Here is a 20,001-nt window from a genome sequence, read left to right as displayed (position 1 = left end):
TTCCGCGGGCCCCGTGCCCCCGCCGCCGAGCGGGGGACGGGGCCCGTTAGGTTTGACCGGTGACCGAGCTACGCCATCCTCCAGAGCAGCTGACCCGCTTCGTCTTCGAGCGCAAGGTGCGCTTCGCCGACATCGACAGCTTCGGCCACGTCAACAACGTCCGGTTCCTCGACTACCTCGAGGACGCGCGGGTGTCCATGCTGTGGGAGCGGCCGCGTGAGACCGCCGGCCGCCGGCAGGACCTGGTGGTCGCCCGGCACGAGATCGACTACCGGCGGCCCCTGACCTTCCGCGCCGATCCCGTCCGCGTCGAGGTGTGGGTCACCGAGATCTCCAGGGTCCGGTTCACCCTCGCGTACGAGATCCGCGACGACGAGACGCTCTACGTCGAGGCGCGCACGGTCATGGTCGCCTACGACGCGGCGGCCGCCCGCCCCCGCAGGCTCGACGAGGACGAGCTCGCGTACCTCAAGCGCTTCTCCGCCGCTCCCTGACCGGCCGCGACGGCGCGATCCTGCGGCCGGTCCGGAGACGGGCGAGGTCAGCCGGTGAGCAGCCAGGCCGCGGTGTCGGCGGGAAGGTCGGTGCCGTCGAGCGGGCCGCTGGTGACCAGCACCTGGTCGTGGGGCGGGAGCGCGACCGCGCCCTCACCGCAGTTGATCACGCAGATCAGCCGGCCCCGCTGGAAGAACAGCGTCTCCTCCGGCGACTCCAGCCAGGTGATCGCGTCGGGCAGCGTGCCACGCAGCTCCCGGCGCGCCTGCAGCACCCGGCGGTAGAACCACAGCGTCGAGGACGGGTCGGCCGCCTGCCGTTCGGCCGTGAGGTCCGCCCAGTCCGTCGGCTGCGGCAGCCACGACCCGCCGGGCCCGAAGCCGTACGGCGGCTCGGTGCCCGACCAGGGCAGCGGCACCCGGCAGCCGTCGCGGCCCGGCACCTCGCCGTTCGACCGCGCGAAGATCGGGTCCTGCCGCGCCTCCGGAGGCAGGTCGGTGACCTCGGGCAGCCCGAGCTCCTCGCCCTGGTACAGGTAGGCCGACCCCGGCAGGGCGAGCATGGCGAGCAACGCCGCGCGGGCCCGGGCCAGACCGGCCCCCGGGTCGAGCGACCCCTGGCCGTAGCGGGTGACGTGCCGTACGACGTCGTGGTTGGACAGCACCCAGGTCGGCGAGGTGACGGCCTTGAGGGTGTCGTCGATGACTTTTCGGAAGGCCGTGGCCGACCAGGGGGCCTCAAGCCAGGCGAAGTTGAAGCTCTGGTGGAGCTCGTCGGGCCGCACGTACAGTGCGAGGTCCTCGGCCGAGTCGGTCCAGACCTCGCCGACGGCGACCCGGGTGCCGGGATAGGAGTCGAGCACCCGCCGCCAGTCGCGGTAGACGTCGTGCACCTCCGGCTGGCTCCAGATCGGCGACTTCGAGGTGAAGCCCGGATCGGTGTCGGGCAGCCCCTCCGCTTTGATCAGCCCCATCGCGACGTCGATCCGGAAGCCGTCCACCCCCCGGTCGAGCCAGAACCGCAGGATGTCGAGGAACTCCTCCCGCACCTCCGGGTTGCGCCAGTTGAAGTCGGGCTGCTCGGGCGCGAACAGGTGGAGGTACCACTGCCCGTCGGGCACCTGGGTCCACGCCGGGCCCCCGAAGGTCGACAGCCAGTTGTTCGGCTCTCCGTGGCCGCTTCCGCCGCCCTCGGGACCGCCGTCCCTGAACATGTACCGCTCGCGCTCCTGGGAGCCCCTGGGGGACGCCAGGGCCTTCTGGAACCAGGGGTGGGCCGACGAGCTGTGGTTCGGCACGATGTCCACCATCAGCCGCAGGCCGTGCGCGTGCGCGTCGGCGACCAGGTCGTCGAAGTCGGCCAGCGACCCGAACAACGGATCGACGTCGCGGTAGTCCGCCACGTCGTAGCCGCCGTCCGCCATGGGGGAGGGGTAGAAGGGGGTCAGCCAGATCGCGTCGACGCCGAGCTCGGCGAGGTACGGCAGGCGGTCGCGGATTCCCGCCAGGTCGCCCGTACCGTCGCCGGAGGCGTCGGCGAAACTGCGGACGTAGATCTCATAGACAACGGCATCACGCCACCAGGGGGTTGTTTCCATGAGTCTTGGGCTGCCCGCTGTTTCCGTTACTTATGCGTTGACCATGCTGTGGGCGGCGTAGACGAGGTAGTCCCACAGTTCCTTCTCGCGCTCGGCCGGCAGGCCGAGGGAACGCACGGCGTCGCCCATGTGCCTGAGCCAGGCATCCCGTGCCGCCTCGTCGATGACGAACGGCACGTGCCGCATCCGCAGCCGGGGGTGGCCGCGCTGCTCGCTGTAGGTCCTCGGGCCGCCCCAGTATTGGATGAGGAACAGGCGCAGCCGCTCCTCCGCCCCGGTGAGATCCTCTTCGGGGTACATCGGGCGCAGCAGCGGGTCTTCCGCGACGCCCTCGTAGAACCGGCGGACGAGCCGCTCGAAGGCCTCCTCGCCGCCGATCGCCTCGTAGAAGGACAGGGTCTGCTCGCTGGTCACGATTTCAGCCTAGTGCCGCGATCGACGAGATTTGCCCGGTCGGAGCGGTGTCCAGAGTGGTGCATCGCAAGGCGGAGGAGGAGCCGATAACAGCGTTATCGGCGACGACGACAACGCAGCGAGGTGCCGCTCTGGGCGACGCGACGGGGCAAAGATCGGCGGGAGGGGCACTGGTCAGCTACCGATCGGTAAGGTCAGGCGGCGAAGGTGAGGCTCTTCTCGTCGAAGGCCCGCTTCACCCGCAGGCGCAGCTCACGGGCGACCTCCAGGTGCCGCGCGGGCACGGTCTTCGCGCTGATCCGGAAGATGACGGACGAGCCCGAGACCGACTCCAGGCCGAAGACCTGCGGCTCCTCGACGATGACCGTGTCCCGGTACTCCGGGTCCTCCCACAGGTCGTGCGCGATGCCGTTGAGCAGTTCGCGGACCGTCGCCACGTCGCTGTCGTACGGCACCGGCACGTCCACCAGGGCCCTCGACCAGCCCTGCGACTCGTTGCCGACCCGGGTGATCGTGCCGTTGCGCACGTACCAGACCTTGCCGTCGGCGTCGCGCAGGCGGGTGATGCGCAGCGTGACCGCCTCCACCGTGCCGACGGCCACTCCGGTGTCGATCACGTCGCCCACGCCGTACTGGTCCTCCAGCAGCATGAACATGCCGGCGATGAAGTCCTTGACCAGCTCCTGGGCGCCGAAGCCGACCGCCACACCGATGATGCCGACACTCGTGAGCAGCGGCGCCAGCTCGACCCCGAGCTTCGCGAAGACCATCAACGCCGCGGTGCCCAGGATCACGACCGATGCGAGGCTCCGCAGCACCGAGCCCATCGTCTCGGCGCGCGCCCTGCGGCGCTCCGTCATGATCGCCGCCGCGGCCTCCGTGCTGGTCAGCACGTTCTTGCCGCGCAGCCGCTCCGGCAGCACCCCGACGCTGGCCCGCATGGTGAGCCGGGTGATCAGCCTGTGCACGACGTTCCGGATGATCAGCGCTCCGGCCAGGATCAGGACGAGCATCACGAGCACGTCGACGACGCCGGCGACGAGCTGCACCCAGGCCGGGAAGTCCCGGTCCGGGAAGGCGCTGTTGAGAACCGTGCAGAAGACGCCCTCGCTCTTCTCGCACGCCTTCGTCACAGCCGCGGCCGCCTCGGTCAGGTCGGGCACGGTCGGCGCAGGACTGGGCGTCGCGGGCGACAGCGGTAACACGAGGTGGATCCCCCCCGGATCGGATCAACGGCAGTTCTTGAACGTAGCCAATACTGCCGACTGATCCGGCCTCCGTCACATCGCCGGGGAAGACGGAAGCGCGTCCCGTCCGGGGCCGCGGAGGGCGGACCGGACACGCTCCAGTGACGGTGTGGCAGGACGCGGGCGCGCACCCGGAAGCGCGCCCGGCGCCGTTCTCCAAGCGGGATCCCCCTCGATCACCGTCCGGCCCCACCTGCTCGACAGGGCCGGACGGCGGTCCATGACGACCGGCGAACCGGTCGGCCGCGAGATGCGGACGGGGTCGGGGCGGGCGGGACGCCGCAGCGTGGCCGTCACGCCGGGGCGGCACGACGGCCATGCTCCGCACCGGGCGTCCCGCCCGCCCCCTGAGGCCGCGGTGGATGCGGCGGCCCACGGCGACTGCGCTTTCATCACTGTCGCTTTCACCGCGGAGCCGCCGCCTTCCCCTACTCGCTCACCGCGGCAAGCACGCGGGCCACCTTCGTGGCCGCTCCGGCGGGGTCGTCCGCCCGGTGCATCCGTTCACCCCAGGACCACCAGTAGTCGGCCGCCTGGCAGACGACGTTCTCCGTGAGGCTCGTCGCGTCGGGATTGATCACGCGTACGTAGGCGCGGCCCGACGGGGTGCGCACGACTCGCGCGAGTAAGCCCCGCGCGTCGAGTTCGGCCACCAGATGTTCCAGGCGCCGGAAATCGTCCTCCCCCACCGTAGGTCCTCCTTAATTTCCGTTCGCGGGCGGAATGTGTACTTTGCGTTCCCGTCTGTTCACTCTGGTGCGCCAAAGATGGCTCACGGAACTGCTCGGGTCAACGAGGGCGAGAAGCGGCCGCGGTGAAGGAAAACCCATGTTGGTTGAAAGAAAACCCCTATCGGGAGACGATCCTTAGTCGGCACGTCCAAGTTGGGGGCTTGGCCGCGCCAACTATGGTCCATCATTATGGTGTGGTCGGAGCGCGACGAGTAAGTCACTCTCCGTCACGAAGCGAGGACCGCTCGAGACCACGGGCTGCGAGTGCGGCCGGCCACGAGAGAGGGGCCGGAATGTCCGGTCGGCAACACAGGGAGACAGAGATCGCGCGCCGCATCCGGGCGCGGGGCCTGGCCGCCGGGCGGAGCCTGGCCGAGATCGCCGAGGAGATCCACAACGACTGCGGACCGCAGTTCGGCACGACTCGGATCAAGGCACATCGCCTTTCGCACGGCGTGGCGCTCGCCGATGTGATCGAGCAGGTGCGCGCTCTCTTCGAGAGAGACGGAAAAGCCGTCCCCGGCATCGGCGAGACGCTACTGTCCGCGTACGAGTCGGGCATGAAGCGGCCCGGCCCGGAGTATCTCCACTACCTGTGCTCGGTCTACCGGGTGGAACCGCTGGCCCTCGGGTTCGAAAGCCCGTGCATCTGCGGCCACGGACACCTGGCCGAATCAGGTGGTGGCGATCAGGAACAGGACAGACCTATCACTTCACCCGCTCCGTGGGGTGCGCCGGCCCCGTCGGGCGCCGGCACCCCTCCTGTGGACGGGGGCGAGGAGGACGAGAACGTGCTACGGAGGACGCTGTTGAGGCTCCTCGCCGGCGGCACCGTCGGGGTGGCTGGGCTCAAGGAGCTCAACGAAGAGGTGCTCGGCGCGGTGGAGAACCTTCGCCGGCGGATGGACGAGACCATGGTCACGGCCACCGTCTCGCCGGCGATGCTCGACCAGTGGGAGCAGGCCACGTCCGGTTTCGGGCGGCAGTACATGAACACCCCGCCCGTACGGCTGCTCTGCGACGTCATGCTGGAGTTCACCGCCGTACGCAAGGCACTGGACCGCCGGCAGCCCGTCGACGTGCAGGAGCGGCTGTGCCGGATGGCCGCCCAGCTCGCCGGGCTCTCGGGGATGATCATGATCGACCTCGGGGACCAGCGGATGGCCCGCTCGTTCTTCCGCACCGGACGGATGGCGGCGGACGAGACCGGCGACCGGGCCCTGCGTGCCTGGGTCACCGCCCGTGAGGCGCTGGTCCCGCTCTACTACGGCGACCCGCGTGAGGCCCTCATGCTGGCGAAGAAGAGCCGCGACCTGGCTGGCCACACCCCCTGCGCCGCGCGGACCATGGCCCCCGTCGTCGAGGCGAGGGCGCTGGCGAAGATCGCCGGTGTCAACGGCTCGCGGCACGAGGTGGTCGAACAGGCCAAGCGGGCCCTGCACCGCGCCAGGGCGGCCTTCCAGCAGATGAACGACAGCGACAGGGAAGACCCGGCGTTCGGCTACACCGAGCGGCAGCTCTACTTCTACCAGGGCGACGTCCTGGTGAAGCTGGGGCAGACCGTGGAGGCCGACGTGATCCTGCAGCAGGCGCTCGACAAGTACACGGACGAGGACCTGCTCGACCAGACCCTGATCCGGTTCGACCGGGCGATGTGCCGGCTCATCGACGGCGACGTCGAGGCCGCGCTCAAGCTCGGCCAGGAGGCCATCGAGCTGGTCGACAAGGACTACCGGACCGACCTGCTGCTCAAACCGGCGTACGACCTGGCGAAGGCGATCAGGGCCAAGTACGGCGACTCGGCCCCGCTGCAGGCCTTCTGTGAGGTGATCAAGCAGAGCCGGGTCACGATCCCGCCGGAACTGCTCCGGGACGCCGGGTGACGTGGGTAGCGAGGAGGACGTGTGGCAGGAGACGCGCTGGCGGGAGATCTCGAGCCGGGAGATCCCGTGAGAGGCGGGGAGAGCGGGACCGCGCCACTGAGGATCCGGCGGTACCGCTGGTCCGACCTCGACGCGGTGTGGTCCCTCCACCAGATCGGCCTGGCCCAGGTGGGCGTCGTGCCGGGCGACGGCGTCTATTACGACGACGACTTCCCCCGGATCACCGAGGTCTACCTGGCTGCCGGGGGTGACTTCCTGGTGGGGGAGGTGCCGGGGGCGGGGCTCGTCGCGATGGGTGGCCTGCGGCGCATCGACGCCGACACGGCCGAGATGTGCCGGCTCCGGGTCCACCCCGATCACCAGCGGCGCGGCTACGGCGCGCAGATCACGCAGGAGCTCGAGGATCGGGCGCGCCGGCTCGGCTACAGGACGTTGCGCGGAGACACCACCCTGCGTCAGGTCGCCGCGCTGGAGCTCTACCGCAAATCCGGGTGGCGGGAGCTGCGGCGCGAGGTACGTGGCGACAACGTGGTGATTTATATCGAGAAGCAGCTAAATGCCGTAGTCTCTCCACTTTTCTCCCGATAGATAATGCTTCCATCCCTTGGCGGATAGCTGATCCCTGCGAATACTTGTGCCTTGTCCGCAAGAGTGGGGAAAGAGGCATGATGAAGAAGATCATTATCCGTAAGCCGGGGACGACCAAGCTGAGCGGCACCTCGAGCGTCATCCACAAGGGGTGAGGGACCACCCGAGCCACATCTGGGTCCGGGGAGACCTCTCCCGGGACCGCGTAGCGGCCCTCCGAGCACTTGCTCCGGAGGTTCCGCCTCCCATGGCGCCCATCGTCAACGGGCACCGCAGGCTACGCGGTCCGTACACGGTCGGTGGCGCGATCCTGCGCGCCCTCGTCCCGGTCGCCTTGGAGCGTTCCCCGGGCCTGGTGGCGGAACACGACATCGAGATCCGCGCCGTCGCTCCCAGCCTGCGCCCTCGGGTGCCGGCGCGACGGGAGACCATCGAGGCCCGCCTGACGGAGGACGAGCGGATTCTCGTGCCCGCGCCGCGACGCACGCTGCGGATCGCCAACGGGATCGCCGAGTTCGTCCGCGACTGCCTCGAAGGGCCGCGGACGCTGCTGGTGGACAACCTGCACGAGGCGGATCCGGCCGACCGCGAACTGCTGCGCGTCCTGGCGCGCCGGGTGCCGGATCTGACGCTGGCCGTGGGCTCGGCGGAGCCCCGATGGGAGGGCTCGTGGGAGGGCGCGCGGCTGGTGGAGGCGCGGGCTCAGGGCGGGCCGCCCGACGACTACGTCGCTTCCGACTGCACCTCCGACGACCCCCGGGCCTACCGGGCGTACCTGTCGCTGCCGCCGGAGGAGCGGGCGCGCCGGCACGACCGGCGCGCCGCCGAGCTGAGGCGCCACGCTGCGGCGGCGGAGCACGCCCTGGGCGCGGTGCCCTACCACCTGGAGCACGGCGGCGACCTGGACGCGGCGGCGCAGGCCCTGTGGGCGGCAGTGGACCACTGCGTCACCGAAGGCTTCCTGCACGCGGTCGTGGAGCTGGGCTCGCGCGGCCTGCGGCTGGTGGAGCCGGGTTCCGACCTGTGGTGGCGCTTCACCCACCGCACGGCGACCGCCCTGGCGGGGCTGGGCCGGCGGGAGCATGCGCAGGAGCTGTACGACCAGGCCCGGCGGGTCAGCGTCGATCCGGCCGTGCACGCCGCCGCCGCGTACGGCACGGCGATGCTCGACGCGCGTGACCGCGATCCGGCGCGGCGCGACCTGGCCAGGGCCAGGGGCTGGATCAACGAGGCGATAGCGATCTCCACGCTGCTGCCCGACCGGCGGACCCGAGCCTTCAAGCTCGGGTTCGACCAGAACGGCCGCGCGCTGATCGAGCTGCGCGAGGGGCGGGTCGACGAGGCGCTCGGCCTGGTGCGGTCGGCCATCGACCTGGCCGAGCGCGACCTTCCGCCGGACGCCCACCCCGTGCACCGGATGGTGCTGTTCGCCAACCGGGCGCAGCTCCTCGCGCGACTGGGCCGCAAGGAGGAGGCGCTGGCCGACTTCGACCGGGCCGTCGCGATCGACCCGGGCTTCCCCGACCACTATCTGGACCGGGGCAACCTGCTGTTCGAGCTGGGACGTACGGACGAGGCGCTGGCCGACTACGAGACGGCGATGCGGGTGAGCCCGCCGTTGCCGGAGGCGTACTACAACCGGGCGGAGCTGCGCCTGGCCGCCGGGGACCTGGACGGCGCCCGGGCCGACCTCGACCACGTGCTCGACCTCGACCCCGGCTACCTCGACGCGTACGTCAACCGGGCCGGCGTGCTGGAGATGCTCGGCGAGCACGAGGCCGCAAGGCGCGACGTCGAGGCGGGGCTCGCGCTGGACCCCGGCAACGCGCACCTGCACGGCGTGCTCGGGCAACTGGAGACCGAGGCCGGCCGCTACGCGGAGGCCGCCCTGGCCTTCGACGCGGCGCTGGCCGCCGACGCCCGCCTGGCGTCGGCCTGGGCGAACCGCGCGACCCTGCGGTTCGAGACCGGTGACGCACAAGGCGCCGTCGACGACCTGACCCGGGCGATCAAGCTGGGCGAGGACGCGGCCCTGTACTTCAACCGGGCCACCGCGCTCGACGCGCTCGGCCGGGGCCGGGAGGCGCTGCTCGACCTGCGCCGGGCGCTGGCCCTTGCTCCCGGCGACCCCGACGTGCGCGCGGCGCTGGAGCGGCACGAGAAGGAGGGCTGAGGCGGGGACGATGACGGCGGGCGGCCGGCCGCCCGCCATGATCGCCTCCACCTGCCCGCACCCTCCGATCGGCTGGCCCTACCCTTGAAGCCGACACCGTCACCCGTCGAGGATCTGAGCATGAGCGCTGAATATGTGCTGACCCTGTCCTGTCCGGACCGGCCCGGAGTGGTCGCGGCCGTCTCCGGGCTGCTGGCCGGGAAGGGCTGCAACATCATCGAGAGCCAGCAGTTCGGCGACCCGGTCGAGGAGCGGTTCTTCATGCGCGTGCAGTTCTCCAGCGGGTGCGCCGCCGACGAACTGCGGGCCGCGTTCGCCTCGCTCGCGCCGGAGTTCGCCATGGAGTTCCAGCTCTTCGACCTCGCGGTGCGGACGCGGGCGCTGGTGCTCGTCAGCCGGTTCGACCACTGCCTCAACGACCTGCTCTACCGGGTGCGCTCGGGCCTGCTGCCCATCGAGATCGTGGGCGTCGCGTCCAACCACCCGGACCTGCGCCCCCTCACCCAGTCGTACGGCGTGGACTACCACCACCTGCCGGTCACCGCGGAGACCAAGCCGCGGCAGGAGGCGGAGATCCTCACGCTGGTCGACCACTACCAGGCCGACCTGGTCGTGCTCGCCCGCTACATGCAGGTGCTCTCACAGGAGATGTGCGCCAAGCTCGCCGGGCGGATGATCAACATCCACCACTCGTTCCTGCCGTCGTTCAAGGGCGCCAAGCCGTACCACCAGGCGTACTCCCGGGGCGTGAAGCTGATCGGCGCCACGGCCCACTACGTGACGCCCGACCTCGACGAGGGGCCGATCATCGAGCAGGAGGTCGCGCGGGTGAACCACACCCACTCGCCCGAGGACCTCGCCGCGATCGGCCGTGACCTCGAATGCCAGGCGCTGGCCCGGGCCGTCCGCTGGCACGCAGAGCACCGCGTGCTGCTGGACGGCCACAAGACCGTCATCTTCCCGCGCTGACCTCTGCGCCTCAGCCGACCTTCAGGCCGGTGTGCCGGGCCATGAACGCGAGCTGGTCGGCCGAGAGCTCGACCGATCGGCTCACCGCCCGGGCGCCGTGCCCCACCTCGGTCTCGTTGCGCAGCAGGATCGGGCGGTCGCCCGCCTGGGCGTGCTGCAGGGCCGCCGCCATCTTCCACGCGTGCAGGGGATGGACGCGGGTGTCGGAGGCGAACACGGCGAACAGCGTGGCCGGGTACGACACCCCCTCGCGCACATGATGGTAGGGCGAGTAGCTCCACAGCCAGGCGAACTCCTCCGGCACGTCGGCCGAGCCGTACTCGACGTTCCAGGTCGCCCCGAGACCGAACTTCTCATAGCGGACCATGTCGAGCAGCGGGGCCAGGCAGACGACGGCCGCGTACAGGTCGGGGCGCTGGGTGAGGGCCGCGCCGACGAGCAGGCCGCCGTTGGAGCCGCCGGAGATGGCGAGCCGGTCCGGGCTGGTGACGCCGGTGGCGATGAGATGCTCGGCCGCCGCGTGCAGGTCGTCGAAGACGTTCTGCTTCTTGCCGAGCATGCCGTCCCGGTGCCACTGCTCGCCCTCCTCGCCGCCGCCGCGAAGCTGGGCGACCACGTAGACGCCGCCCGCCTCGACCCAGGCCAGCGTCGTGGCGGAGAACCCCGGGTTCATCGGGACCCCGAAGCCGCCGTAGCCGTACAGGATGGTGGGACGGGGCCCGGAGCCGGGGCGTGAGGTGATCAGCATGCGCACCTCGGTGCCGTCCTTGGACCGGTAGACGACCTGCTCGGTCGTCGCCTCGGGCACCTCCACCGCGCCGGGAGGCGCCTCCCAGAGGGAGGTCTCGCCGGTGAGCGCGTCGTAGTGGTAGACCGCGGTCGGGGTGATGCCGTCGGTGTAGCTGAACCAGGCCTCGTGCCCGCCTTCCGGACGCTCGGAGATCCCGCCGATCGAGCCGAGCCCCGGCAGCGGGACCTCGCCGATCCGCTCGCCGCTCTCCAGGGCGTGGACGGAGATCTCGCCGATCGCGTGCCGGGTCCAGCCCACGAGCAGGACCGGCTCGGCCATGCCGTCGAGGATCGCGAAGTCGGACAGCACCGCCTCGGCGTCCTCGGGGATCAGGTCGCGCCAGTGCTCGGGGCCCGGTGTCTCCGGGGAGGTGACGCAGACCCGCCCGCGCGAGGCGTCGAGGTCGGTGAAGACGTAGAGCCGCCCGTCGCGGCCGAAGTGGAGCCCGGTCTGGGCGTCGACGTCCTGCTGCACCACGACCAGTTCCGGCGCCTGGGGCGACGAGGCGACCAGGTCGGCCACCCACAGGTCGTTGCGCGGGGCCGTCCCCCGTGAGGCGGAGATCGACAGCCATCTGCCGTCGAGGGAGACCGAGACTCCGTAGTAGTTGGTCTTCTCCAGGCCCTCGCCGAAGATCAGCACGTCGTCGTCGGGGGAGGTGCCGACGCGGTGCAGGTAGACGCGGCGGTGGTACTGCTCCTCGCCGGCCGGGACCAGCGAGGGCGCCAGCCTGCGCACGTAGTAGAACGCCTCCCCGCCGGGCAGCCAGGCCACGGGGGAGTAGCGGCAGCGGTCGATCGGCCCCTCGACGACCTCTCCGGTCGTCACGTCGACGACGTACAGGCGCGACTCCTCGTCGCCGCCGACCGAGATCTGGTACGCCAGCCGGTTGCCCTCCTTGTCCGGCTGGTAGGAGTCGAGCGTGGTCAGGCCCGAGGGGTCGAGGGCGGTGGGGTCGAGCAGCACGCGCTCGCCGTTCCCGTCCGCGACGTACAGCACCGGGTGCTCCTGGTCGGGGGCCCGGCGGGTGAAGAAGCGGCGCTCGCCGCGCCAGGACGGCGTCCCCACCGACCCGGATCGCAGCAGTTCGGCGATGCGCTCGCGGAAGTGGTCGCGCCCCTCGAGTTCGGCGGACCGGAACAGGGTCTCCTGCGCGTCCAGCCACTCCTTCGTCGCCGGATCGTCCGGATCCTCCAGCCACCGGTACGGGTCGGGGACGGGCGTTCCGTGGAGATCGTCGACGATGTCGTCACGGCGGGCTGGTGGGTACGGCACTCGGCTCATGCTGGCACTTTAAATCAGCCGGACGACTGCGACGGTACATCGTCCGTACCCGGCCAAGACGGGAATAAAGGGGTGAACTGCTGGGCATAGAAGCAGCAGGCGTCCCAGTCGTTCACCTCACGGACCCTTTTTATGGGGTGGCGAAGGGGCCGCCGAAAAGGCCACACTTTGGTGAAGGGCGGTGCCGTGGTGACGATCCGCTGGGCCGTCCGGCGGAGGTCCCTGTGACGGAAGCACCCGGGTCCCAACCGACGGGGCCACAACCCAGGCGCACAGCCGAGACCGCTGTGGAGGCCGGCTGATGCGCCAAGTCCTGCTACTCAACGCCACATACGAACCGCTGACCACGCTCTCCCTGCACCGGGCCGTCATCCTGGTGCTGAGAGAGAAGGCGGACGTCGTCCACCGCGACGGCAGGGGCGCGGTTCTGCGCTCGGCCACCCGTACGCTCGACGTTCCATCGGTGATCCGGCTCCGGCGTTACGTCCGCATCCCCTACCGGACGCGCATCCCGCTCACCCGGGCGGCGCTGATGCGCCGGGACAACTTCCGCTGCGCCTACTGCGGCCAGCGGGCCGAGACCATCGACCACGTCATCCCGCGATCCCGGGGAGGCCCCCACACCTGGGAGAACTGCGTCGCCTCGTGCATGCCGTGCAACCACCGGAAGGCCGACAGGCTGCTGGAGGAACTCGGGTGGGCGCTGCGCGTGGCCCCCGTGGTGCCGCACGGCGCGCACTGGCGGCTCATCGGCGCGCAACTCGACGGCGATCCGCAGTGGGCGCCCTACCTGTCGGAGACGGCGGCCTGACCGGTGACGTCATGAACTGGACGTTCACCGCCGACGTGGAGGAGTACGCCGCGGCGGCCGAGCCCTGGCTGCTGCGCGATCCCGTCCGCAACACGGTCATGCTGACCGTGCTGCGCGGGATCCGCGGCGGCCAGTTCACGGCCGAGCCTTTGCTGGCCTGGCTGGAGGACGGCGACGCCGTGGCGGGGGCGGCCTGCCAGACACCGCCCTACCCGCTCGCGCTGGGCGACGTCCCGCTCGCGGCGCTTCCCCTGCTGGCGCGCGACCTCATCGAGATGGACCACGACGTGCCCGCGGTCGGCGGTCCGGTGGCCGTCGCCGAGGCGTTCGCCCGCGCCTGGTGGCGGCCGGAGACGCGCCGCCGGGCCGAGCGCCTCTACCGTCTCGGCGCGCTGCGGGCTCCCTCCGCGCCCGGGAAGCCCCGGGTCGCCGGCCCCGACGACCTGCCGACCGCCGTGCGCTTCTTCCGGGAGTTCCAGGAGGAGGCGCACGTCGAGCGCACGGCCGATCCCACCCCGGTCGTCGCCGCGCGGGTCAACCGCGAGGAACTCGTCCTGTGGGAGGACGACGACCGGCCCGTGTCCGTCGCCGGTGTCTCCGCGCCGATCGCCGGCATGTCGCGGATCGGCCCCGTCTACACCCCGCCCGGCCTGCGCGGACGTGGGTACGGCAGCGCCGTCACCCACGCGGCCAGCAGGAAGGCGCTCGACGACGGTGCCACCGAGGTGCTGCTGTTCACCGATCTGAGCAACCCCACCTCGAACTCCATCTACCAGCGGCTCGGCTACCGGCCCATCGCCGACTACGCCACCATCCACTTCGCCTGAGTTGCTGCTTCTCCGTGCTTCCCCCATGGCGCTCGCGGTCGCCGCGCCGGGCCGTAATCTGGACGCATGCCTCGCTATGACTACCGTTGCCGCGCGTGCGGATCGACGTTCGAGCTCAACCGTCCCATGGCGGAGGCCGCCGACCGGGCGGTCTGCCCCTCCGGCCATGACGACACCGTGAAGCTGCTGTCCACCGTGGCCGTCACGGGCAGGGCGTCCGGGGCCTCCGCTCCCCGTCCTGCGGGTGGCGGGGGTGGCGGCTGCTGCGGCGGTGGCTGCTGCGGCGGCTGAACGGTGCTGTGTCCGGCCGTGCGGCACGTGTAAGCCTGTAAGGCCGTGCGGCCCGCGGGTGTGGGCGTGGCGCCCACGCCCGCGGGCCGGCGGAGTCAGGCCGCGGACGGCCGCCTGGTGCGCGAACGCCGTTGGAACGGCAGGTAGCGCTGCGGCAGGTGGGCGCGGGCCGGCAGGTCGGTCGGCTCGACCGCCAGGATGCGGTCGAAGCGGAAGGCCCTGATCGACCGGCGCATCCGGCACCAGCCCACCAGATACCAGAACTCGCCGTGGACCAGGCAGGTCACCGGCTCGACGTCGCGGACCGTCATCCGGCCCGCGGCGTCGTGATACTGGATGCGGATCACCAGGCGCGCGGTGATCGCGTTGGCCACCGCCCGCGCCCGCCGGGCGACGTCGGTGGGCAGCGGAGTGGTCAGGGTGGTCAGGGTCGTGGCGATGACGTCGTCGTCCAGATCGAGGTGCTCGAAGGCGTGGCGCAGTCCGCGCCGGGCGGTGACCGACTGCGGGCCGGCACCGAGGTGAGCGAGCGACAGGGCGAGGGCGGCGAGTTCCTCGGCGGTCAGCGAGTGCCGAATGACGTTGGCCATACCTCGACAATAACGACGAGGACTGACATTTTTCCGAACGCGTGCTCGCAAGAAGAGGCAGTATGGCCTACCCTTCCGGCCATCTTTTCCTGACCACACCGGCGGCGAGGCCATGTGGAGATCGGGGTGGCACCGGACGGCCTCGCGGGCACCGCGGACGGATGACGCGCTGAAACTTTCACCGGCCGGGCTCGGCCCGGAAATCACGGCGGTCCCGGTATTCGAAACATTTCGCCGAATCATCCGTACGAATTCTCTGGTCGCCGCTGCATATCGGATTTCGGCCGCGGGATCGGCCGGCGCCGGGTTTCGGGCGCTCGGCTGGGCACGCTTTCGCATGCCTGCGGGCCCGATGTTCCGGCCCTGCCGAAATCGCCGGTGATTGACGGTGCCCCGGGGAGGTGGTGAATTCGCTGTGCTCGATGTCAGAGGGGAGAACGTTACTCATGTTTGCTGTGAAATCAGCCCGGCGGCTGCTGGCCCTTGGTGCGGCGCTCGTCACGACCGGCGTGCTGAGCCTGGCGCTCGCGCCCAGCCCTGCCATGGCCGGCACCGTCACGCTGCAGGCCACGGTGGACTGCCTCAACTACAACAGTTTCGGGGACACCAGGGACTGGTACCCCATCTCCCCGTCCGTCGGCGCCTCACCGTACGGCGGAGGGGGGGCGGTGCCCTACTCCAGCATGGTCGCGGTCCCGGCCACGCACGCCTGGCAGTTCGCGCAGACGCTCCCCAGCGGGACGACGTCCGTCAGCGTCTCCGCCAGGTGCAGCGAGGGCCATTCGTACGACCTCACCGGCTCCACGGCCGGCGTCAGCATCCCCGCGGGAACCACAACCGTGACCGCCACCTGGGGCTGCACGACGGCTCCGGTCTATCCCGGTCCGTGGATGACGAACTGCAGCGTGCAGTCGGTCTCCTACAGCTGACCGGTAGGAACACGTGGGGCCGCCTCCGGGGAGGCGGCCCCACACGACCTAGCGGGAGAGCTGGGACAGGTCGCGGGACGCGCCGGTCGAGGCCGAGGTGGTCAGCGCGGCGTACGCCTGCAGGGCGGCCGACACCGGGCGGTTCCGGTCGCGCGGCCGGTAGCCGCCGAGGTCGGCCAGCAGCCGCTCGCGGCGGGCGGCCAGCACGTCCTCGGCCACCTTGAGCTCGATCGAGCGGGCCGGGATGTCGATGTCGATGATGTCGCCGTCTTCCACCAGGGCCATCGTGCCGCCCTCGGCCGCCTCGGGGGAGGCGTGGCCGATGGACAGGCCGGACGTGCCGCCGGAGAAGCGGCCGTCGGTGACCAGCGCGCACACCTTGCCCAGGCCCCGGCCCTTGAGGAAGCTCGTCGGGTAGAGCATCTCCTGCATGCCCGGGCCGCCCTTGGGGCCCTCGTAGCGGATGACGACCACGTCACCGGGCTTGACCCGGTCGCCGAGGATGCCCGCGACGGCGTCCTCCTGCGACTCGAACACCACGGCGGGGCCGGAGAAGCGCCAGATCGACTCGTCCACGCCGGCCGTCTTGACCACGCAGCCGTCCTGGGCGAGGTTGCCGTACAGCACGGCGAGGCCGCCGTCTCTGGTGTACGCGTGGTCGAGGTCGCGGATGCAGCCCTCGGCGCGGTCGAGGTCGAGCGACTCCCAGCGGGCGTCCTGCGAGTACGCCTTGACGGTCCGCACGTTGCCCGGCGCAGCGTGCCACAGTTCCACGGCCTCGTCGGTGACCTCGGGCGACTTGGGGTCCCACTTGGCGATGTACTCCGCGATGGAGGCGGAGTGGACGGTCGGCAGGTCGCGGTGGAGCAGGCCGGCCCGGTCCAGCTCGCCGAGGATGCCGGGGATGCCGCCCGCCCGGTGCACGTCCTCGACGTGGTACTTCATCGTCGCGGGGGCGACCTTGCACAGGCACGGCACCCGCAGCGACAGCTCGTTGATCTCCTTGAGCCCGAAGTCCACGCCCGCCTCGCGGGCGGCGGCCAGGATGTGGAGGATCGTGTTGGTCGAACCGCCCATGGCGACGTCGAGCGCCATCGCGTTCTCGAACGCCTCGCGGGTGGCGATGCTCCTCGGCAGGACCGACTCGTCGTCCTCCTCGTAGTAGCGCCGGGCGAGGTCGACGATCCGCCGTCCCGCGTCCTCGAACAGGGCCTTGCGGGCGGTGTGGGTGGCGAGCGTGGTGCCGTTGCCCGGCAGGGCCAGGCCGATCGCCTCGGTGAGACAGTTCATGGAGTTGGCCGTGAACATGCCGCTGCAGGACCCGCACGTCGGGCAGGCGTTCTCCTCCATCTCCAGGAGGTCGGCGTCCGACACGCTCTCGTCGGCGGAGGCGATCATCGGGTCGATCAGGTCGAGCTTGCGGCCGGGGACCTTGCCGGCCTCCATCGGGCCGCCCGACACGAAGATCGTGGGAATGTTCAGCCGCATCGCGGCGAGCAGCATGCCCGGCGTGATCTTGTCGCAGTTGGACACGCAGACCAGCGCGTCGGCGCAGTGGGCGTTGACCATGTACTCGACCGCGTCGGCGATCAGCTCACGGGACGGCAGCGAGTAGAGCATGCCGCCGTGGCCCATCGCGATGCCGTCGTCCACGGCGATCGTGTTGAACTCGCGCGGGATGGCCCCCGCCTCGCGGACCGCGCCGGCCACCACCTCGGCGACCTCGCGCAGGTGCACGTGGCCGGGCACGAACTGGGTGAAGCTGTTGGCCACCGCGACGATCGGCTTGCCGAGGTCGCTGCCCGCTACGCCCGTGGCCCTGAGCAGCGCACGGGCGCCGGCCATGTTCCTGCCGTGGGTGACAGTGCGGGACCTGAGAGCGGGCATCGAGGGACCCCCATCCGGAGACTACTGAGTCTTCAAATGGTACGACCACTGCCCGGCTGCCGAGACCCGCTGTCCACGACTCGGAACGTGTCTACTCGGGATACCGCGAGGGCAGCACGCGTTCGGCGGCCCGGTAGATCGCGTCGATCTCCGCGGTGGTGAGCGACCTCTCCCGCTTGGTGATCCACTTGCGCACCAGCCCGCCGGAGAAGACGTCCACCTCACGGATGTTGAGGATGCGCCACGGGATCGGCGGCCCGTAGATGGCCAGGGACGGCACCACGGTGATCTCCCGGCCGAGCGCCTTGCTGATCAGGTCGCTGGCCTGCGCCGCCTCCCACCGGGCCTCGTCGAGGCGCGGCTTCTGGTTGAACGGGCCGTGGAAGAGCTTGCGGTGCGACTGGACCCGTACGGGCAGCCGCTTGTCCCACTTCTCCGAGTCCACCGCGTAGACGCCGGTGGGCCCGACCACCAGATGGTCGATCTGCGCCTCGCTGCCGGGGATGGCCCTGGCGTGCAGCGTCTTGTAGCCGTTGCGCTCCAGCTTCTTGAGCTGGGCCTCCGTCTGGCGCTCGGCCGCCGAGGCACGCCGCCACGCGGGGATGGAGGAGACCGTCCTCGCCCGGTAGACGGCGTCGGCGACGCACGCGAGGATGGCCGCGGTGAGCCCGAGCCGCCAGCTGGCGAAGAGCACGCCGAACACCACACCCGCCGCGACCGCGATCACGGCCCGGCGGCGCAGGTGGCGGTATCGCGTGTCCTGCCACAGGCTGCTCAGCGACGTGCGCTCGACCGGAGCGTACGTGGGAGACGCCGGCGCCTCAGGTGGCGCCGAAGGGCGTTCCGCCTGCTCTGACGATTGGTCACCCACCCATATAGGTGACGTATCGTGACCGTCTTCTGGCGCTAGACCGGTATCCACATCACTCACGGTAGTTGAGCCGTCAGCGGCTTGCCTAGTGTTGGATGGTTCATACTTTTGTGGCCTGCTTGAGCCGATTCGTTGCGCGGAAGTGCGGGTATCTTCTCTAGATATCCGCGGCCCGGAGGCCTACCGTTCGGTAGCGTGGCGCACATTCACGATCTTACCGCCCTTGAGCAGGCGGCAGCCGTACGTACGGGTGAACTTTCTCCTGTCCAGATCACCGAGCACTACCTGGAGCGCATCGAGCGGCTCGACCCCGGCCTGGGGGCGTTCGTCACGGTGACCGCCGAGCGGGCCCTGGCCCAGGCGCGCGAGCAGGAGGCCCGGCTCGCCGCCGGCGATACGGAGGACCTGCCCCCGCTGCTGGGCGTGCCGATCCCGATCAAGGACCTCAACTTCGTCAAGGACGTGCCGGTGCACTTCGGCTCGGCCACGTACGAGGGATTCGTCGCGCCCGCGGACGACAGCGTGGTCGAGCGCCTGCGGGACGCCGGCACGATCATGCTGGGCAAGACCAGCACCCCCGAGTTCGGCATGCCGTGCTACACGGAGACCTACCTGCACGAGCCCACCCGCACGCCGTGGGACACCACGCGCTCGGCCGGGGGGTCGAGCGGGGGAGCGGGGGCCGCCGTCGCGGCCGGTCTCGCGCCCGCGGCGCAGGGCAGCGACGGCGCGGGTTCGATCCGCATCCCCGCCTCCGTCTGCGGTCTGTACGGCATCAAGCCCAGCCGCGGCCGCATCTCCGCGGCGCCCATCATGCCCGACCTCGCGGGGCTGTCGACCAACGGGCCGCTGGCCAGGAACGTCGCCGACGCCGCGGCGCTGCTGGACGTGATGGCCCACAACAACCCCGGCGACCTCTACCACGCCCCGGCGCCGACGCTCGGGTCGTTCTCGGCCTACGCCGGGCGGGACCCGGGCCGCCTGCGGATCGCCAGGTTCGCCACGCCCGCCGTGCCCGGCGCGGAGGTCCACCCCGACGTGCTCGCGGCGTACGAGAGCGCCTCGGCGGTGCTGGAGTCGCTCGGCCACGAGGTCGAGGAGATCGCGCCGCCGTTCGGCCCCGACGTCGTGCCCGAGTTCGTCAAGATGTGGTTCAGCTTCTCCTGCATGCACCCGGTGGCGGAGGAACTGGAGCCGAAGCTGCGCCCGCTCACCGCGTGGCTGCGCGAGCGCGGCCACGCCGTCTCGGCCCCCGAGTTCCTCCAGGCGCAGTCGACGCTCCAGCTCGCCACCCGGTTCGCGCTGCTCGTGACCGACGCCTACGACGCGGTGCTCTCGCCGACCGTCACCCAGCCGCCCGTGCCGGTGGGCTGGTTCGAGGACGTCGAGTCGCCCGAGGAGACGTTCGAGCGGATGATGCGCTTCGCGCCCTTCGCGGCCATCTACAACGTGAGCGGCCAGCCCGCCGTGAACCTCCCGCTCTACTGGACGCCGGACGGCCTGCCCATCGGCGTCATGCTGGCGGGCAGGTACGGCGACGAGGGGACGCTCATCTCGCTGTCGTCCCAGGTGGAGGCGTCGGTCGGCGGCTTCTGGGGGGACCGCAGGCCACCCATGTGGTGAC

Annotated in this window: 17 protein-coding genes and 1 pseudogene; 10 read left to right on the top strand and 8 right to left on the bottom strand. The window is 70.9% G+C overall.

All coding sequences use genetic code 11. The annotated features are described in order from the left end of the window. The first annotated feature begins 59 nt into the window (after positions 1-59). Positions 60-494: an acyl-CoA thioesterase gene (locus tag Msi02_RS36245; RefSeq protein ID WP_239109067.1), complete on the top strand. Its 435-nt coding sequence runs from the start codon at positions 60-62 to the stop codon at positions 492-494. 47 nt (positions 495-541) lie between these two features. Here Msi02_RS36245 and Msi02_RS36240 read toward each other — a convergent pair whose 3' ends face one another. From Msi02_RS36240 to Msi02_RS36225, 4 genes and pseudogenes are all read right to left on the bottom strand, one after another. Then, on the bottom strand, positions 542-2,092 hold the full coding sequence (locus Msi02_RS36240) for a glycoside hydrolase family 13 protein (protein WP_204052320.1): 1,551 nt from the start codon (positions 2,090-2,092) through the stop codon (positions 542-544). A gap of 36 nt (positions 2,093-2,128) precedes the next feature. Next, a pseudogene (locus tag Msi02_RS36235) lies at positions 2,129-2,488 on the bottom strand (globin); the annotation flags it as partial. A 212-nt stretch (positions 2,489-2,700) separates the two neighbouring features. Continuing rightward, on the bottom strand, positions 2,701-3,711 hold the full coding sequence (locus tag Msi02_RS36230; protein ID WP_239109066.1) for a mechanosensitive ion channel family protein: 1,011 nt from the start codon (positions 3,709-3,711) through the stop codon (positions 2,701-2,703). A gap of 470 nt (positions 3,712-4,181) precedes the next feature. Then, on the bottom strand, positions 4,182-4,442 hold the full coding sequence (locus Msi02_RS36225) for a hypothetical protein (RefSeq protein WP_030509616.1): 261 nt from the start codon (positions 4,440-4,442) through the stop codon (positions 4,182-4,184). Between the two features lie 335 nt (positions 4,443-4,777). Here Msi02_RS36225 and Msi02_RS36220 point away from each other — a divergent pair, with 335 nt between their 5' ends. The 4 genes from Msi02_RS36220 (at position 4,778) to purU (ending at position 10,097) form a co-directional block, all read left to right on the top strand. Further along, on the top strand, positions 4,778-6,367 hold the full coding sequence (locus tag Msi02_RS36220) for an NsdA family TPR-like regulatory protein (protein ID WP_204052319.1): 1,590 nt from the start codon (positions 4,778-4,780) through the stop codon (positions 6,365-6,367). A 21-nt stretch (positions 6,368-6,388) separates the two neighbouring features. Continuing rightward, positions 6,389-6,955, top strand: coding sequence for a GNAT family N-acetyltransferase (locus Msi02_RS36215; RefSeq protein ID WP_239109065.1), 567 nt, complete (start codon positions 6,389-6,391; stop codon positions 6,953-6,955). A gap of 247 nt (positions 6,956-7,202) precedes the next feature. Further along, positions 7,203-9,128 carry a tetratricopeptide repeat protein gene (locus Msi02_RS44130; RefSeq protein WP_204052318.1) on the top strand — a complete coding sequence of 642 codons (1,926 nt, stop codon included), beginning with the start codon at positions 7,203-7,205 and terminating at the stop codon, positions 9,126-9,128. A 120-nt stretch (positions 9,129-9,248) separates the two neighbouring features. Further along, complete coding sequence (purU, locus tag Msi02_RS36205; RefSeq protein WP_193208169.1) at positions 9,249-10,097, top strand: formyltetrahydrofolate deformylase; 849 nt, start codon at positions 9,249-9,251, stop codon at positions 10,095-10,097. A 10-nt stretch (positions 10,098-10,107) separates the two neighbouring features. Here the strand turns inward: purU and Msi02_RS36200 are convergent, their stop codons facing one another. Beyond that, positions 10,108-12,171, bottom strand: coding sequence for a prolyl oligopeptidase family serine peptidase (locus Msi02_RS36200; RefSeq protein WP_204052317.1), 2,064 nt, complete (start codon positions 12,169-12,171; stop codon positions 10,108-10,110). 301 nt (positions 12,172-12,472) lie between these two features. Here Msi02_RS36200 and Msi02_RS36195 point away from each other — a divergent pair, with 301 nt between their 5' ends. From Msi02_RS36195 to Msi02_RS36185, 3 genes are all read left to right on the top strand, one after another. Further along, on the top strand, positions 12,473-12,982 hold the full coding sequence (locus Msi02_RS36195) for an HNH endonuclease (protein WP_204052316.1): 510 nt from the start codon (positions 12,473-12,475) through the stop codon (positions 12,980-12,982). An 11-nt stretch (positions 12,983-12,993) separates the two neighbouring features. Further along, positions 12,994-13,809 (top strand): GNAT family N-acetyltransferase, encoded by an 816-nt coding sequence (locus Msi02_RS36190; protein WP_204052315.1) that lies wholly within the window; start codon positions 12,994-12,996, stop codon positions 13,807-13,809. A gap of 66 nt (positions 13,810-13,875) precedes the next feature. Beyond that, positions 13,876-14,100, top strand: a complete 225-nt coding sequence (locus Msi02_RS36185) for an FmdB family zinc ribbon protein (RefSeq protein ID WP_204052314.1) — start codon at positions 13,876-13,878, stop codon at positions 14,098-14,100. Positions 14,101-14,195: 95 nt separating this feature from the next. On the opposite strand, the gene Msi02_RS36180 is transcribed toward Msi02_RS36185, so the two are convergent. Beyond that, entirely contained in the window at positions 14,196-14,690 is a 495-nt protein-coding gene (locus Msi02_RS36180; RefSeq protein ID WP_079317866.1) for a helix-turn-helix transcriptional regulator, read from the bottom strand. A gap of 455 nt (positions 14,691-15,145) precedes the next feature. On the opposite strand from Msi02_RS36180, the gene Msi02_RS36175 reads away from it, so the two are divergent. Next, entirely contained in the window at positions 15,146-15,619 is a 474-nt protein-coding gene (locus Msi02_RS36175; RefSeq protein WP_204052313.1) for a hypothetical protein, read from the top strand. A 48-nt stretch (positions 15,620-15,667) separates the two neighbouring features. Here Msi02_RS36175 and ilvD read toward each other — a convergent pair whose 3' ends face one another. Together ilvD and Msi02_RS36165 are read right to left on the bottom strand one after the other, a co-directional pair. Next, positions 15,668-17,506 (bottom strand): dihydroxy-acid dehydratase, encoded by a 1,839-nt coding sequence (ilvD, locus tag Msi02_RS36170; protein ID WP_079317862.1) that lies wholly within the window; start codon positions 17,504-17,506, stop codon positions 15,668-15,670. A gap of 91 nt (positions 17,507-17,597) precedes the next feature. Then, a complete protein-coding gene (locus tag Msi02_RS36165) occupies positions 17,598-18,377 on the bottom strand; it encodes a nuclease-related domain-containing protein (RefSeq protein ID WP_239109064.1) in 780 nt (259 codons plus the stop codon). A gap of 195 nt (positions 18,378-18,572) precedes the next feature. On the opposite strand from Msi02_RS36165, the gene Msi02_RS36160 reads away from it, so the two are divergent. Further along, positions 18,573-20,000, top strand: a complete 1,428-nt coding sequence (locus tag Msi02_RS36160; RefSeq protein ID WP_204052311.1) for an amidase — start codon at positions 18,573-18,575, stop codon at positions 19,998-20,000. Position 20,001: the final 1 nt, after the last annotated feature.

Source organism: Microbispora siamensis (assembly GCF_016863095.1).
Lineage (GTDB): Bacteria > Actinomycetota > Actinomycetes > Streptosporangiales > Streptosporangiaceae > Microbispora > Microbispora siamensis.
This window is presented reverse-complemented; position numbering and strand designations above follow the sequence as displayed.

Excerpts from the sequence above, each read along its gene's own strand:
- Msi02_RS36240 (WP_204052320.1), bottom strand. The coding sequence starts at position 2,092 with ATGGAAACAACCCCCTGGTGGCGTGATGCCGTTGTCTATGAGATCTAC.
- Msi02_RS36220 (WP_204052319.1), top strand. The coding sequence starts at position 4,778 with ATGTCCGGTCGGCAACACAGGGAGACAGAGATCGCGCGCCGCATCCGG.
- Msi02_RS44130 (WP_204052318.1), top strand. The coding sequence starts at position 7,203 with ATGGCGCCCATCGTCAACGGGCACCGCAGGCTACGCGGTCCGTACACG.
- purU (WP_193208169.1), top strand. The coding sequence starts at position 9,249 with ATGAGCGCTGAATATGTGCTGACCCTGTCCTGTCCGGACCGGCCCGGA.
- Msi02_RS36200 (WP_204052317.1), bottom strand. The coding sequence starts at position 12,171 with ATGAGCCGAGTGCCGTACCCACCAGCCCGCCGTGACGACATCGTCGAC.
- Msi02_RS36195 (WP_204052316.1), top strand. The coding sequence starts at position 12,473 with ATGCGCCAAGTCCTGCTACTCAACGCCACATACGAACCGCTGACCACG.
- Msi02_RS36190 (WP_204052315.1), top strand. The coding sequence starts at position 12,994 with ATGAACTGGACGTTCACCGCCGACGTGGAGGAGTACGCCGCGGCGGCC.
- Msi02_RS36185 (WP_204052314.1), top strand. The coding sequence starts at position 13,876 with ATGCCTCGCTATGACTACCGTTGCCGCGCGTGCGGATCGACGTTCGAG.
- Msi02_RS36180 (WP_079317866.1), bottom strand. The coding sequence starts at position 14,690 with ATGGCCAACGTCATTCGGCACTCGCTGACCGCCGAGGAACTCGCCGCC.
- ilvD (WP_079317862.1), bottom strand. The coding sequence starts at position 17,506 with ATGCCCGCTCTCAGGTCCCGCACTGTCACCCACGGCAGGAACATGGCC.